The 16,457-nt window shown below is 56.5% G+C and carries 11 protein-coding genes; 5 read left to right on the top strand and 6 right to left on the bottom strand.

Annotation, left to right across the window (positions count from 1 at the left end):
• Positions 1-6: 6 nt before the first annotated feature.
• The 4 genes from ABD971_RS27210 to surE form a co-directional block, all read right to left on the bottom strand.
• Complete coding sequence (locus tag ABD971_RS27210; RefSeq protein ID WP_339937290.1) at positions 7-1,128, bottom strand: serine/threonine-protein kinase; 1,122 nt, start codon at positions 1,126-1,128, stop codon at positions 7-9.
• A gap of 255 nt (positions 1,129-1,383) precedes the next feature.
• Complete coding sequence (locus ABD971_RS27215; protein WP_345326961.1) at positions 1,384-2,880, bottom strand: PQQ-binding-like beta-propeller repeat protein; 1,497 nt, start codon at positions 2,878-2,880, stop codon at positions 1,384-1,386.
• A gap of 138 nt (positions 2,881-3,018) precedes the next feature.
• Positions 3,019-5,064, bottom strand: coding sequence for a transketolase (gene tkt, locus ABD971_RS27220; protein WP_339937293.1), 2,046 nt, complete (start codon positions 5,062-5,064; stop codon positions 3,019-3,021).
• A 164-nt stretch (positions 5,065-5,228) separates the two neighbouring features.
• Complete coding sequence (surE, locus tag ABD971_RS27225) at positions 5,229-5,990, bottom strand: 5'/3'-nucleotidase SurE (RefSeq protein ID WP_339937295.1); 762 nt, start codon at positions 5,988-5,990, stop codon at positions 5,229-5,231.
• A 237-nt stretch (positions 5,991-6,227) separates the two neighbouring features.
• On the opposite strand from surE, the gene guaA reads away from it, so the two are divergent.
• The 5 genes from guaA (at position 6,228) to ABD971_RS27250 (ending at position 15,318) form a co-directional block, all read left to right on the top strand.
• Complete coding sequence (gene guaA, locus ABD971_RS27230; protein WP_339937297.1) at positions 6,228-7,814, top strand: glutamine-hydrolyzing GMP synthase; 1,587 nt, start codon at positions 6,228-6,230, stop codon at positions 7,812-7,814.
• A 101-nt stretch (positions 7,815-7,915) separates the two neighbouring features.
• On the top strand, positions 7,916-9,595 hold the full coding sequence (ettA, locus tag ABD971_RS27235; RefSeq protein ID WP_339937299.1) for an energy-dependent translational throttle protein EttA: 1,680 nt from the start codon (positions 7,916-7,918) through the stop codon (positions 9,593-9,595).
• Positions 9,596-9,771: 176 nt separating this feature from the next.
• Positions 9,772-10,041: a hypothetical protein gene (locus ABD971_RS27240; protein WP_339937300.1), complete on the top strand. Its 270-nt coding sequence runs from the start codon at positions 9,772-9,774 to the stop codon at positions 10,039-10,041.
• 139 nt (positions 10,042-10,180) lie between these two features.
• On the top strand, positions 10,181-14,248 hold the full coding sequence (locus ABD971_RS27245) for a hypothetical protein (protein WP_339937302.1): 4,068 nt from the start codon (positions 10,181-10,183) through the stop codon (positions 14,246-14,248).
• A gap of 251 nt (positions 14,249-14,499) precedes the next feature.
• A complete protein-coding gene (locus ABD971_RS27250) occupies positions 14,500-15,318 on the top strand; it encodes a sugar phosphate isomerase/epimerase family protein (RefSeq protein ID WP_339937304.1) in 819 nt (272 codons plus the stop codon).
• Between the two features lie 79 nt (positions 15,319-15,397).
• On the opposite strand, the gene ABD971_RS27255 is transcribed toward ABD971_RS27250, so the two are convergent.
• Together ABD971_RS27255 and ABD971_RS27260 are read right to left on the bottom strand one after the other, a co-directional pair.
• Positions 15,398-15,619, bottom strand: coding sequence for a hypothetical protein (locus ABD971_RS27255; protein WP_345326962.1), 222 nt, complete (start codon positions 15,617-15,619; stop codon positions 15,398-15,400).
• Between the two features lie 126 nt (positions 15,620-15,745).
• Positions 15,746-16,147 carry a hypothetical protein gene (locus tag ABD971_RS27260; protein WP_345326963.1) on the bottom strand — a complete coding sequence of 134 codons (402 nt, stop codon included), beginning with the start codon at positions 16,145-16,147 and terminating at the stop codon, positions 15,746-15,748.
• Positions 16,148-16,457: the final 310 nt, after the last annotated feature.

Consider the following 16,457-nt stretch of genomic DNA (forward strand, 5'->3'; position numbering starts at 1 on the left):
AAACTATCACTCAAATTCTTCGAGTTGCCTGAGCTCTTCGAGCCAGACGCGAATGTCATTGTCGTACTCGGTCGCCATATCACTGCGGATCAATTGACGATGAAATGCCGCGGCCCCTTGCTCGACATGCTCGGCCGCTTCGGCGCTGGGAAAGCGACGATTCGGATCCGGTGCGATCAGCCCCAACAAAAAGTTCATCAGCAATTCGTTTCGCAGCACATCGCCGGGCAAAATCTGGTGCAACCGAGCCGGTAACTCTCGCTTGGCTTGCAACAATTGCCTCAAACTTTCGAACCCTTCAAACGGATTCATGCCACTTAACAATTCGATCAAAACATAACCCACGCTCGCCAAGTCACTCCGCGGCGTCGCCTCGTTATTCTCGAGGACTTCGGGCGCCGCGTACACCGGAGTACACTCGCGATCCCGCGGCGGATTAGTGAAATCGAACGCGGACCCCATGTCGATCAACTTGGTGTGCCCCGATCGCTTCAGCATGATGTTCGCTGGTTTAACATCCCCATGCACGATATTTTCGCGATGCAGGGCGGCGAGGGCGGCTAAACATTCACGCACGATCGCGACGGCCACGCCCGCCTTGAATCGCGACTGCTCCATACCGTCGGTCAAGATCACTTCGTTGATGTAATCCCAACGCCGCTGGCTGACACGATTGTGCAACAATTCTAAACAGCTAGGCGAAACCAATTGCCGTAAATCGTAGCCATCGACCCACTCCATCATCATGATGCGGATACGGTCACGCTCGAAGAAATTTTGCACATCGAGCAAATTATCGTGCTGGATCAAAGCCACACGAGCCGCCACCGATGCAACCCGCGCCATCGATTCTTCGTAGGCACGCGCATCGGTGTAACGTTCCGGCGAAAAGACCTTCATCGCCACCGGAACGGTAAATCCGTCCGTTCCACGGTACTCGGTCAGATAAACCTCGCCCTGACCGCCCTGGCCGAGCAGACGAAGCAGATGATGATGCCCCGTCCAACTGACCTTCGGCGCACGAGTAAGGTCATCGTAGCGACGCACCAACTCTTTATCAGTATTACCATGAGCCGACCCATGAAGAGTCACCGTGGGATTCGGCTCGAATCGTGTTGTCGCTTGCATAAAGTGTTGTCCATCCTTGTTTTTACCAAGACGAGCGCCCCCTAAAGTAACTAACGGACACCCGCTCGATTTGTACAGTTAAAAAAAGTCCCGCTTACCAACAAGTTAGGAAAACCAATCCCCCAAAGATGAAGAGAAACAAACGCTCAATGCTGTCCTTTTCGAATTGATCCGCAAAACATATCGCGTCATGCGGCGATCCGATATTCCCTCGATTACCCCCTCCGAGACACCCACCAGATAGCTCTACCTCGGCTAGCCCCCCGAACTGAGACGATAACAGACCAGAGAATCACGACGGCGAACAAGAATGACGCCATCGCTGATTGCGGGCGTCGAACACGCCAAGGGGCCAAAGGACAGCATTTTTTGCCAAACCTTTTCCGCCTCGCCGCCCTCTATCTCGTCAAGTTTCAGCTTGTTTCTTAAGTCGTCACTCTTGATTAGGCGTCCTTCGGAATCAATCTCCGCATCAAAAAGCACGCGATAACGATCGCTTGCCGCATCCACACACAGCAGGCCATCCCAACCAAAGTAGAGTAGATCGCCGGCAACGACCAAGGAGGTGTAGCGTGGATTGGAAATCGACAAGGTGGTCTGCCAAAGGGTATCGCCATCCGCCAAGCTGACTTTTGCCAACCGCTTTTCGCCTTGCACAAAGACTGAATCCCTGTACACAGCCGGCGTCGATCCAGAGTCCGCTGCCCCGCGAAACCGCCACGCCAATTCGGGTGCGACCTCGGGCGTCTTGGCGTCCAAACGATAGGCACTCAAGCCGTTCTTCCGCGACGAACCGTAGGTCAACAGCAGGTCGGCGGTAACGATCGGCGTTGATTGCCCGGCCCCCGACTCCAGATCCCACAACAAGGTGCCATCTGCAATTCGATAGGCTTCGGTTCGTCCCCCCTTGGTGTTGGCAATCACGACGTCCGCACGACTTGGCTGATTTTCCAACTGCCAAATCACCGGACTGCTATGCGATGCGTAATCCAGCGGCGCTTGCCCCTGCCAAAGCAACCGCCCGTCTGCCGCATCCAACGCGACCAGGGCTCCGCAAGCCACCATCGCCACGTCCGCATGCACGACAAACGAACTGGCAAAGAACTCATCACGAAATTCGCCCGGCAACCGCTGGGTCCAAATCACGTTGCCGGTTTCCGCGTCATAGCAATATGCCGTTCGCTCGGGCCCCAACACAAACAACTTTCCCTCGGCGACACACGGCGTTCCGGATTGAACAAAACGCGTGTAAACCACCGGTGTTCGCTTGTCCCAAAGCGTTTTGCCCGATTTTAAATCAAGACAAATTACTCGCTGCTCAAAGGAAAACGCCTTTGCACGAGCCTCATTCTCGTCACGACGCCGGACCTCGTACTCTTCGTATTCCGCATCGGTCATTCCCGTGCGTTTTTCAGGCGGCAACCAAGGAAATTGTGCTTGCCCCAGCGTGGCATCCCCTTTTTTGCTCTTGGTGTGGGCGTAGGCATAAACCTTACCGCCCGCAATGACCGGCGAACTCCATCCGCCCGAATTGCCTCCTTCGAAGTCGGCAAATACCCAAACCGATGGCAGCCCTGCGGCGGGCAAATCGCGAATCAAGCTGCCGGATTCGGCGTAACCATCACGGTCGGCTCCTCGCCACTGAGGCCAATCGGCTCTCAGCAGCGATCCATCAAACGCGCCCAGGCACAGCAGCCCTAGAACGACCCGATGCAGGGACCCGCACCCGTATTGAGGGAGCAAACGGCACATCTAACAAACCTTCGTTCTGCGATTGCGATGGACTTCGATCGGCGGCCCCACCAAGGAACCGCCAACGAGACATCGTAGACATACGCCTAATCAAAAACCACTCGCTCCAACTCGGTCTGCCCCGCAACAGCCGGAAGCTTACGCCTTGGCGGCCGCCACCATCGCAGCGGTGTTGATACCGAAGTGCTCATAAACGGCGTCAAACGGCCCACTGGCCCCAAAACCGCTCATTCCCACGAATTTGCCGTTGCTGCCGATCCAGCGATCCCAACACATGCGGATTCCCGCCTCAATTGCGACTCGGTTGGTCACTTCGGGAGGCAGGACGCTATCAATGTACGCTTGGTCCTGTGCCGCGAAGATATCCATACATGGCATGCTGACGACACGCACCTTCTTGCCGGCCGCGGTCAGTTCCGTGGCGGCATCGACCGCCATGTACAATTCGCTGCCGCTGCCCATCAGGATCACGTCTGGCGTTCCTTCGCAATCACTCAAAACATAGCCACCGCGACTGCATCCGCTGGCCGACGCATACTTGGTGCGATCCAAGGTAGGCATGTTTTGACGCGACAGCACGAACATCGAGGGGTGATCACTGATCTTCATCGCCGCTCGATAACACTCGGCCACCTCGTTCGCATCGCCGGGACGGAACACGTTCATTCCCGGGATGGCACGGCATGCAGTCAAATGCTCGATCGGTTGATGCGTAGGACCGTCTTCGCCAACGCCGATCGAATCGTGCGTCAGAATGTAGATCACCGGTTGATGCATGATGCTGCTCAAACGCAGTCCACCACGCATGTAATCACTGAAGACGAAGAAGGTCGCACCGTAGCTTCGCAACCCGGAGAGCGACAAACCGTTGACGATTCCCGACATCGCGTGCTCGCGAATACCGAAATGCAGGTTGCGGCCCTTGTATTGACCGGGCAGAAAATCGCCCGCACCCTCGAACGTCAGATCGCTCTTGTTACTTGGGGCCAAGTCAGCGGAACCGCCGATCATGAAAGGAATATTCTTGGCGATCGCGTTGAGCACCTTTCCGCTGCTGTTGCGGGTCGCGTCCCCTTTTTCGCTCGCTTCAAATACCGGAATGTCCTTGTCCCAGCCCTCGGGCAATTTGCCAGCAAACATCGCTTCGAGCTCTGCTGCCTTTTCAGGATTCGATTTTTGGTACTTCGCCCACACGGCGTCCCAAGCCTTGGCCGCTTCACTGCCGCGTGCTCCGACATTGCTAGCAAAGTCTTCGCGAACGCCTTCTGGCACATAGAACTTCTCGTCACTTGGCAAACCGTAGGCCTTTTTCGCCAGCGCGACTTCGTCCCATCCAAGGGGTGCACCGTGAGCCCCGTGAGTGTTTTGCTTATTCGGGGCTCCCCAACCGATCACACTGCGAACGATAATCAGCGTCGGTTTGTCTTTGCAGGCGTGGAATTTCTCTAATGCTGCGGCCAACGCCTTGGTATCGTTGGCATCGTCGACGCGTAGCACATTCCATCCCAAACCTTCGAAGCGGGTCGCGACATCTTCGCTGAACGAGAGATCGGTGTCGCCTTCGATCGTGATGTGATTGTCATCGTACAACCAGCACAGGTTGTCGAGTTTCAGGTGTCCGGCGACCGAAGCGGCTTCGCAGGCAACCCCTTCCATCAAGTCACCGTCACTGCAGAGGGCGTAGGTGTTGTAGTCAAACAGCACTTCGTCGGCCGTGTTGTAGTTCGCCGCGAGCCATTTTTCGGCCATCGCCATCCCGACCGAGTTGCTGACGCCGGCCCCCAGCGGTCCTGTGGTCGTTTCGATACCCGCGGCTTCGGCGAACTCAGGGTGCCCGGCACAAACGCTGCCGATTTGACGGAAATTCTTGATATCTTCGAGCTTGATCGAAAGCTCATCGAGAACCTTGCCGGATTTGTCGACCGCTTTGACGCCCGCCAAGTGCAGCGTGCTGTAAAGCAGCATCGATGCGTGGCCACACGACAGCACGAAACGATCACGGTTGGGCCAATGCGGCCGGGCGGGATCGTAATTCATCGTCTTGTTAAAGACTTGGTAAGCCACCGGCGCCAATGCCATCGGGGTGCCTGGGTGCCCACTGTTTGCTGTCTGCACAGCATCCATGCTAAGGGCCCGGATGGTATCGATGGCTAGAGTTTGAATGTTCGTGGTGGCTACGCTCATCGGTACAGTCGCTCTCTGGAAGAGGGGTGGAATAAATAATCCCGCGATTCGATTCGTGGGAATGGCGATTTTAATAGGGGCTGCGGAACTTATATCGCTACCACAGCGAAATGGTATCAGTTCCGCAAATATTAGCCGCCAGGGGCGAACCCCAAAAGGGTCCGTCAGAGCTCGAGCCCCCAATCCCCCATCGATTCGAGCAGTGGCTGAACGGTAAGATCGAACTGTAGGGGGGTGAGAGTCACGTTACCGTTGCGTAACGCGGTCACATCAAAGTGTTCAGCGGGCGGTTGCTCGGGTTCAGACCACAGGGCCCAGTAGTAGTCACGCCCCCCCGGATCTTGGCGTTTTTCGTAAGTTCGGCCGTATTGAGCCAGCCCCATGGGGACGATCGACAAATGGGGGGGCGAGAGTGTTGCGGCGGTGGGAATATTCAGATTAAAAAGCTTCCCTTTGGCTTCCGAACGTTTCACCAACCCACCAACAACGTCGCGTGCGATCACGGCAGCCGCCTGAAAATCGGCGTCCGGATCATATTCCAGCGACACAGCGACGCTGGTTACCCCGAAAAAGGCTCCCTCGATCGCTGCGGCCACGGTCCCGCTGTACAGCACGTTCACCCCCGCATTGAGCCCGTTATTGATCCCGCTGACGACTAAATCGACTGGATTGTCCTTGAACAGCTCGGCGATCGCCAACTTCACACAATCCGCGGGCGACCCGTCGACCGCCCACGCCCAATGCCGGCCATCGCGGCGGATCGACTTGCAGGTCAGCGGCGACAAAAACGTGATCGAATGGCCCACTCCGCTCTGTTCGGTCGCCGGCGCGACGACAACGACCTCGCCTAAATGACGAAGTTGTTGTTCGAGTGCGGCAAGCCCTGGAGCGAAAACGCCGTCATCGTTGGTTAATAAAATTCTCATTGCGATCGGTTTAAAGAGAGTTTGGCGAACGATACCGCTATCAAAAAAGTCCCGCCGCTGAAAAAACGCCATCCGAAATGACGCTCGATCGCAGAACGATCCAAGCAGGCCCCTTGGGTATCAATGTGGCATTTTCTACACTTCGTGATTCTTTCCTGCGACACCACTCATTCCGCTGGCTCGAAAAGACTCTTTGCAAAGACGACTTCCTCGAGCGGAAACAACCCAAACGTTGCAATGGCTGATACGACTTTATCTGCATCTGAATACACGACCGATAGCCTGACCGCCCAGCGGATCGTGGTGCTCGATTTTGGATCCCAGTACGCCCAATTGATTGCCCGCCGCGTGCGGGAACAAAATGTTTACTGCCAAATTCTGCGGCATGACATCGCGGCCGACCGGATCGCCGAACTCGATCCCAAGGGCATCATCTTGTCGGGCGGTCCGTCGAGCGTTTACGTCGACGGAGCACCGAAGTGCGATCCCAAACTATTCGAACTGGGCATCCCCGTGCTCGGCATCTGCTACGGGATGCAATTGGCCTGTGCCGCACTCGGCGGCAAAGTCGATAACACGCCTAGTCGCGAATACGGCCGGGCCACCTGTACGATCAAAAATAACGAAACACTGTTTCGTGACCTCGAGGGCGAAATCGAAGTCTGGATGAGCCACGGGGACCAGGTTTCCTCGATCTCGGAAGTCTTCGAACCGCTCGCTCAAACCAGCACCTGCCCGTATGCGGCGATCGCGCATCGCACGCTGCCGATCTATGGGATGCAGTTCCATCCCGAAGTCACACACACGCCGCAAGGCGGCCAGATCCTCAAGAACTTTGTCATCGACGTGTGTGGTTGCGAAGGCACGTGGCAACTTGGCGATTTCGCCCAAGCGGCCATCGAACACGTCCGTGAACTCGTCGGCGACCGACGCGTGATTTGTGGACTCAGCGGCGGAGTCGATTCGTCGGTCGTTGCGGCCCTGCTGTACAAGGCGATCGGACCGCAACTCTCGTGTATCTTGATCGACAACGGTTTGCTCCGCAAAGACGAACAAGCGTTGGTGATCCGCGAATTCGGCGACCACTTTAAAACCGACCTGCATGTCGTTGATGCCGAAGAGCGATTCATGTCGACCCTCGAAGGGATCAGCGAACCGCAGGAAAAACGTCGACGAATTGGCTACGCCTTTATCGATTGTTTTAAAGAGGAAGCGACCAAAATCAAGGACGCTCACTTTTTGGCCCAAGGCACGCTGTATCCCGATGTGATCGAAAGCGGTGCGGATCCCGACGGGCCTGCCGCGACGATCAAACTGCACCACAACGTGGGCGGACTTCCCGAGGAACTTGGCTTTGAATTGATCGAACCACTGCGAGATCTGTTCAAGGACGAAGTCCGCCGCCTGGGACTCGAACTGGGGCTGCCCGAATCGTTGGTGTGGCGACACCCATTCCCCGGACCGGGCTTGGCCGTGCGTTGCCTTGGCGAAGTCACTCGCGAAAAATTGAAAGTCCTTCGCGAAGCCGATTCGATCGTCGTCGAGGAAATCGTCAACGCGGGACTGTATCGCGAAACCAGCCAATCGTTTGCCGTGCTGTTGCCGGTGCAAAGCGTTGGCGTGATGGGCGATGCACGAACCTACGACAATGCGATCGCGATCCGCAGCGTCAAAACCGATGACTTCATGACTGCCGACTGGAGCCATTTGCCCTACGACTTGTTGGCCCGCATGAGCACGCGGATCATCAACGAAGTCGCGGGGATCAACCGCGTCTGTTACGACATCAGCAGCAAACCGCCAGCGACGATTGAATGGGAATAAGGAAATCAAACGGAATCCCTGCAACCCGCAGCCCACCGCAGCTGCTCCGTTCCTTCCTGTAGCATTTTTCAACCTTTCACTTTTAACTTCAGACTTCTGCCATGGCTGGACAATTCATTTACCAAGTCACGAACCTCACCAAAAAACACGGCCAAAAGGTGGTGCTAAATGAGGTGAACTTGGCGTTTTACCCCGGTGCAAAGATTGGCGTCCTCGGCCCCAATGGTGCCGGTAAATCCACGCTGATGCGAATCATGGCGGGACAAGACACCGAATTCGAAGGCACCGCTCGGCTGGGCAACGGATTTAGCGTTGGCTACCTCGAACAAGAGCCCCCCTTGGATGCAACCAAGACGGTGTTCGAGAACGTGCAGACCGCCGTGGCCGACCGCCGCGCCGTGATTGACCGCTACAACGAGATCAGCGTGCTGCTGGGCGACGTCACCGATGACAAAGAGATGATGAAACTTTGCGACGAGATGGCAAAGCTGCAGGACATCATCGACAGCCAAAACCTGTGGGAGCTCGATCGACAAGTGGAAACCGCGATGGCGGTCATGAACCTGCCACCCGGGGATGCGAACATCGACAAATTGTCCGGGGGCGAACGTCGCCGTATCGCGATGTGCCAATTGCTGATTCGCCAACCCGACCTGCTGCTGCTGGACGAACCAACCAACCACCTCGATGCCGAATCGGTCGCCTGGCTCGAGCAACACCTCGCACGCTACAGCGGCACCGTGGTCGCCGTAACACACGATCGCTACTTCCTAGACAACGTGGCTCAGTGGATTCTGGAAATCGATCGCGGCCAAGGTATCCCGTTCGAGGGCAACTACACCGCCTGGCTCGATGCTCGCGCGAAACGCTTGGCCGTCGAGCAACGTACACAAAAGGCTCGCGACAAAACGCTGGCTCGCGAATTAGAATGGATTCGTATGAGCCCCAAGGCGCGGCAAGCGAAAAGCAAAGCGCGTATCAAATCGTACGAAGAATTGTCGGCTCAATCGTTCGAGGACAAACCCGACGAACTGGAAATCCAAATCCCCTCGGGACGTCACCTTGGCGACCTGGTGATCGAAGGCAAAAACATCCACAAAGCGTTCGGCGACAAAGTCCTGATCGACGACCTCAGCTTCCGTTTGCCACCGGGCGGTATCGTCGGGGTGATCGGACCCAACGGAGCCGGAAAAACGACGCTGTTCCGCATGCTGACCGGACAAGACACTCCGGACTCGGGCACGATCCGTGTTGGCGAGACCGTCGACCTGGGCTACGTCGACCAGAGTCGTGACGCGTTGGATCCGAACAAGACCGTTTTCCAGGAAATCAGTGGCGGCCACGATCACCTCGAGATGGGCGGACGCAGCATCGCGTCTCGCTCGTATGTATCGCGGTTTAACTTCAAAGGCCCCGACCAAGAAAAGAAGGTCGGCAACCTTTCCGGCGGAGAACGTAATCGAGTCCACTTGGCAACCCTACTACGAAAAGGTTGTAATGTGTTGCTGTTGGACGAACCAACCAACGATCTCGATGTCGATACGTTACGCGCCCTCGAAGAGGCGATTGAGAACTTCGCCGGTTGCGTGGTTGTCACCAGCCACGACCGCTGGTTCCTTGATCGACTCGCCACTCATATCCTGGCGTTCGAAGGTGACGGAAAACTAACGTGGTGCGAAGGCAACTTTGACATCTACGAACGAAACCTTCGTGAGCGGATGGGAGACGATCCGGACGAAGTTTCCAAACGAGCTCGTTACAAAAGCATTCACGCGAGCTAGTCTCGCGGCGGAAGCTTTGTCCACACACACGGCTTTGTCCACACACAGCTGAGGCCTGGCAAAAAGGCATCCGCGATTCACACATTCACGAAGCGGCACTCGGTCACGTCGCGCCGCTTCACCCCACGCGTGTAAACCACACACTCACACTCACTCAACTGCGAAAGACCTATTCCATGACCATTCTTCGAGTCGGCACAAACGAAAAGTATTCGGACGGTTGGAGCTCTATCTTCGGTGACGGGCCCAAACCCAAAAAGGCCAGTAAGAATACGAAGAAAAAGTCGAGCAAGAAAACGGCTAAGAAAAAAACTGCGACCAAGGTAAAAGCAGCAGCCCCCGCTGCGAAGGCCTCCGCCACCAAAAAGAAAACCACCAAGAAAAAAGCGGTTACCAAAGCGACCGCTGGCAAAAAGACGGTGACGAAAAAGAAAAAGAAGGGCTGAGCTAAGAGCATGAACTGAGCGGGACAGGCTTCCGGCCCTCCGAATTAAAAAATCGGCTCCACCGGAAGCGGTTTTGACACTCCCGCAGTGACGACCCTCCCTTCCACCGACGCTTTCTTCCCGAAACGTGCCCCACGAGATGCCAAACCAATCGCCTTCCGATGCAATCAAAGAACCGCTTCGGCGACTGGCGGGTTATCTAAACTTCTCGTCCGGCACCAGCGACCCCGCGATCTTTACCGCTTGGAACGAAGTCTATCAACAAGCGTCCGCAGGGGACCCGCTGACGGGGCCCGCCGCGTGGTTGGTGCTCAAAGACTGGATGACCGAAACGCTTGCGTCGCTGCGCGCCAGCCAAGCTGCGTTTCGCGACACCAGCCAAGCACAGCGTGTCGTCAAGATCCTGTGGAGCGACCTGCTTCCGGCATACGTCGACTACCATCGCGATCTGCTGTTTCACCAACAGCCCGAACTACTGTTCAACGGCTTCTTCATGGGCCGTGCTGCCGATGTGATCCTGGCGATTGCCTTCGCCGGTGATGCGGCTGAGGCAAGCGATGAAGAGATTGTCGACCGAGCGATCGAGCAGCTCAACGACTACGTTGGCTATCGCCCGGTACCGGTGCTCGAGAATCGCCGCTGCGAACCGTACGCTCACGAGTTTGTTCGGCCGATCCCGTTGTATATCGCCGGCGCCGGCATTTCCGCTGGCCCCTACCACAACGTGATCGAAGCGGCGCTGGAAGTGCTTCGCAACACCGACCCTGACATTCTGCGCGCCGCCTCGTTCGATTTGGACCGCGTTCAAGAACTTTCACTTGACCCGCGGGCTTTCGATTTCGATCATCCGGTAAACCGGCGGCCCAACTATCACTTCGGTGGCTGGGACACACGATCGATCACATTGGATGGTCATTACGATCGCTTTGTGTTGCGACAAGTCACGCTGGATGCGCTGCTGAGCCGACTGCGTGAACCGAGCGACATGGAACCATCGGAACTGCTGGCCGAAGCCGCGACGGTTTTAGCCGGTACGATCTTGATGGCTTCGGGGATCAGCGGATGGGGGCCGGGTGCCTACACCAGCGACATTACGCTGACGTCGCTAATGAAGCCGATTGCTTCGTACCGGGACGCGTTTTACGAAGACCGCTTGCGGCAATTACAGGGCAGCCACGCCGAACGTTTGGCGCAGGAACAACAACTGCGGCGACAACCGTTCGGAGCAGCCCGGCAACATCTCAACGCGGCACTTGCCGAGCGGCGAGCCGTCCAAGTTCAACACGTTCAACTTGCGCGGATGTATGCCCGAATGGGCTATCCCGATGCGGCCAAACGACAATCCGATACGGTGCCTGCGGCATCAGCGAGAATGTTTTGCCGGATCGATTGCGACATGACGCTGGGGTTACGCGCACTGCGTGCCGGACGGATCGAGGACGCACTGCGAGTGCCGGCGGAATCGTTTGACCTGCTTCGCCGCGCGATCGAATGTGGCGCCGTCATCGACCCCTGGGACATCCTGGGCTTTGGAGGCAACTTTAGCTTGTACCCCAGCCCTGAATGCAGCGTCCATGATGCCCGCGTGGACGACTTGTTGTTCATGATCGAGCAGATGTTTAGTTACATGGCGAGGGTTTGGAGCGAGGCTGCAGCGCAGAACAACCAACCCGCCTATGACGAGATGGAAACGCGTTATCGCGAGATGGCCGAGTGGTGGCGCCAATTCGCGGCGCACACGATTGATTCGATCGAAGCCACCGATCCGCTGGAATCCTACGATTCGGCAAAACTTGTCGCGCGTGCACTGCGGTTGTGGCACGAAGGGGGCGCCGAGGCAGGCAATATCGCTTTCTGGGCACCTCACGCTGAACTGTTTGACTCGCCTCGCGCGTACGCCCTGGTTATTTCCGCACTGCTTGACCGCGACGATTTCACGCCCGCAATGGCACTACTGGTGCATTGGCTGAACAACGCCGATCGCGTGGGACTGCGTCTCGGCGGCAGCTCGTTGCCGCGACTTGCCGAACGATGGTTGCTGCGATTGCGATTCTCGCTCGAAGGCGAAGGCGAAGCCTATGTGCAGCCCGCGCTGAAACAGGCCGCTGGAAAAGACACGGCAAAAATCTGGCCCCTCGTTCGCAAATTCTTTGACTACCTCGAAGCCAATGCCGAGTCGTTTTGGTCGGCACCGGAATTCAATCTCGACCAATCGCCTGGCACATCGAAAAAACGCGATTGGGATCGCGAGCTGCTGCAAATCGAGGAAGGGGATGACGACGAAGCGGGACTGTATGACGCCGCTTACGAAGACATGTCCTATCGCGATACCACCGACGATGGCAACGAAGGCGCGATCTACGAATACGGTGACGACGGCAGCCGCGATGAACTCGAAGCGGAATCAAAACGGCTGACCGAACACCTCAGCTTCATGCAGTCGCTCGCTCGCATGTGGGCCGTTGCCGCCGACGTCGCGGTCATGGACGAAGACGAAAACGATCTGTCCGACCGTGTGCACTCACTTGAAGCATGGGGCGCTCGGGCTCGCGAGAATCGTATCGGGCTGCTCGAACTGCTCGACGCAGTGCGTCGTTACAAAATCACCTCGGGCGGCAGTGACAAAGAGTCGATGCGGAATTATGACCGCCATCGAGTGCTGCGTGATTCGCTGATGGAACGGATCATCGGCACTGCGGTCGAGATGTCCGATTCGCGGCGATTGGTCTGTGGTGCGTTACTGGCGCATCCAACGACAAGCTGGGATTCGATCGACCCCGATGACGAGATGGTCGAAGACGACGTGAAAAGCGTCAAAATGTTCGCCGCCTTGATTGCCGGTGATACCGAAGCGGTCCGCAAGCAGTTCCCATCGTTCTTAGCCGCACTGCGTGACAAGAACCTGCTGTACATCCCGCTGTCGCGTGGCGGTGATCCCGTGAAGATCTACGTCGCTCGATTGCGACAACGTGTGCTGCGTCACTTGATGCTGTGGTTGCCACGACGTGGCTTGATCGCCGAAGCGTGCCAGTTGATCGAAACGGCACGCGAGATGGAACAACTGAACCCGATCGGCGTCGGCGCAGTCACCGAATTCGATGGACTTTTCCAAGTCGGATTTCGCGCCCTGGTCGCTTCGATCGTCGAGTCAGTACGCATCAACAGCCAAGCCGATCAAGACGAACCGGTCGACGAAACGGCCATTGCCGATGACCTGATTCCATTGCTGGAACGACTAACCGAAACACTGCTAGGCAGCTGGCTCGCGCATAGCCAAACACTGCGACTGTCGCCACTGGAAACGGTCACCGATCCAAAGAAATGGCAGCAACTCGTCGAGTTCATCAAAGAGTACGGCGACCCAATCTTCACTCAAATGTTTTTGCAACTTGGCAACGTTCGTGCCATTTTGCATCAAGGTGTGGGTGTTTGGCTGGAACGTGTCCTCGAAGAAGGGGACGACCAATTTTGTGACACCAAGCTGTTCGAGGATCTTGAATCGGGTGCCCTGAAGATCTCGCGTGCCGAGCGTCCGATCGCACTGGTGTACGAGGCATTGATCGATCATCACGCCGAGTACCTTGATTACAACAGCACCACAACGCAAAGCGACCGTGGTGATCTAGTCTATATGTTCTTGGACTTTCTACGACTGCGAGTTCGCTATGAACGGATTGCTTGGAACCTGAAACCGGTGATGTGGGCACACGAAGTTTTGGTCCGCAGCGGACTCGAAGCGGCGTCCGTCCTGTGGCGCCGTAGTCTCAGCGAACGCATCGATTCGGAAGCTGAGATCTACGTCACCAAGCTTCGTCAGATGCAGAAAGACTACGCGATGCGAATGCCGACGGTCGCCGACCGCATCCTCGAACGGTTTGTGCAACCGATGACGATCGATCGAATGCGGGCGCTGGTGGGACCGGCAATGCGTGATGCCGAGAACAATCAACCAAGCCGAGCTTTCGAATTACTCGAAGAAGAATCCGAAATTTTGACGCGGCACCCCACCGGCGTCGGACTCGATGTTCCCGCGTGGTTGGACGCGTTGGAAGAAGAAGTCGAACAGCTAGCAAAGCGACGGATCAGCAGCGAGATCGATCCTCAGTCGTTGATCACGATTCCGGTCACGCCGCTAAGCGTTGATGAACTGAATGACCAATTAACGCTTGCTCGTAGCCAGGGGCGTCGTTTGCCGCACATGCAATAGGTAAACGTCGGATTCGCTTGCATCTTACTTTTTATTTTGATGCAAGCTCGCAAGATTTTTCCTGCGAAATTTTCTTCTGCAAACTATGCGGATAAACGAATCTTTACAAAAGTGGTCGAGCTATCCATACTGCGACCCGCACGTGATGGACGCAGGGCACTCTGTAAACATTCGTCCGGATTATTTCGTTCGAAAAACTCACTGAGAACCAAATCGGAATGGACCACTTTTCGACAAGCAAAGACACACGGATGAACATGCTTGCCATTAGCCAGTTATCCACACTGCGATGGAGTTTTTCAGAAGACGTTCACGCGTACGCATCACGAGGCTTCACGGGAATCGGAGTCTATCGCCCCAAGCTCGAAGACTTTGGTCTTGACCGAACCATCGAATTGCTGGCCGAGGCCAACATGTCCGTCACGTCACTTTCATGGGTCGGCGGTTTTACCGGCAGCGATGGACGCGCGACCGACGACGCGATTGCCGATGCAATTCACGCCGTTCGCGACGCAGCGAATTTGAAAGCCGACACATTGATCGTGCTTGCGGGAGGCCAAAACAATCACATTCGCAATCACGCTCGCCGCACCCTCTGCGACGCGTTGCACGAGATCGCGATAGTGGCCGAAGAGTTTGGCGTTCGCTTATCACTCGAACCGTTCCACCCTGGGTGTGGCGACGAATGGTCGTTCGTGAACGACTTGCAATCTACCCTCGACATCATCGAAACGGTCGGCAGTCCGAACTTGGGGCTGGTACTAGACACATATCATGTCGGCATGGACGAAGAGGTCGTGCGTTGGCTACCCGACGTGGTGCCTCATTTGCATCTGGTGCAACTTGGCGACGCCCGCCATTCACCGCTAGGTGAAATGAACCGCTGTTTATTGGGCGAAGGCTGCGTTCCACTACGCACGATCCTGGAAACGCTTCGCGAGCATCGCTACGCGGGTCCGCTCGAAGTCGAATTAATCGGCGAGGATGTCGAGACTCATTCTTACGACGAGATCCTTGATCACGCCCGCAACTTCTTTGATCGCATGCCCGGACTCGTTGGCCACAAGTAAGCCAAGCGGCACTGCCAAAAGTCAATAGAGTATCGACATCTGCAGTCCCTTTGCTCGGGTCGCGACGTGTCTCCGATAGCTATCCGCGTTTTGTTGGCGAAGCCGTGCCGGTGTCGCCTGGCGCCGCTTCCGTTCCAGGGGAACGTCCCTTGGCAACCAATCCACCGAGATAGATGAGCCCGGCCGACACAGCCGAGGCAGCGGCGATCGCAAACAACGCACCGGCCGCGTATCGGACGTACTTGACAACGACGACCATCCCCATGAATCCGATCTCGCCAGTAGACTCGGGTGCAAGCATATCTGCACTTGGCCAGACACCCCAGATAACGACAGCGAAGCAAGCCAGCGAGAGAAATACGAAGAGAGTAAAAATCAACTTGGGCGGCAAAGCAGTTACCCCATGATACGTGACCGAGTCGGCAGCTTATTCACCGTTTGATGCAGTCGCTGAATGCGTCTCCGGTGCAGTTGCAGAGACCGTCCACTGCGGGACCGGGATCATCGACGACCGAGCGACCAGCAGGAGCACGCCCGCCAAGATCACGAGCATTGGCATTTCATGATCGACGTGAAGTCGGCCGGATTGCCGGAGCACGGACAGCAGGCTCGCGACGAGGAAGAAGGGACCGATGGCAACCGTGACTTTGTCGATACCGTGCATGACCATCGGAAGCAGCCCGGCGGCCGCAAGCCCGAGTGTCCAAATCCAGTTGATATCGGGTGCTAAACCGAGTGACGAGAGTAGCCATCCCACCCCTACAACGATTAGCACAAGAGGCAACAGAAGCGTTCGTTTGTCGGCAGTGAAGGGAGGTCGATCAGGCATTATCGGTTAGTGCGGTGCAATCGGCGTCGAGGACAGTAACAGGGAAACCGTTTTCAGCCGAGTGACATCTGCCTTGACGATGAAGGGCGGATCCATTGTGTCCATGCGAGCAACCACCGCGGACCGTACTCGTGTGCAAGCAGCTGCTCTGGCTTGATGCGGCAAGTATCCACAGAGTCAAGCCAAAGCCAATCCCCTCACCAGCATACCATCAAATCATCGACCACGCGGCGGCGAATGCAAGAAATCGACCACGCAACTTTTCGAGGTTACTGCCTCGGCGGCACTCGGCAGCTTTGGAATCTGCAAG

Source organism: Novipirellula rosea (assembly GCF_039541335.1).
Classification (GTDB): domain Bacteria; phylum Planctomycetota; class Planctomycetia; order Pirellulales; family Pirellulaceae; genus Novipirellula; species Novipirellula rosea.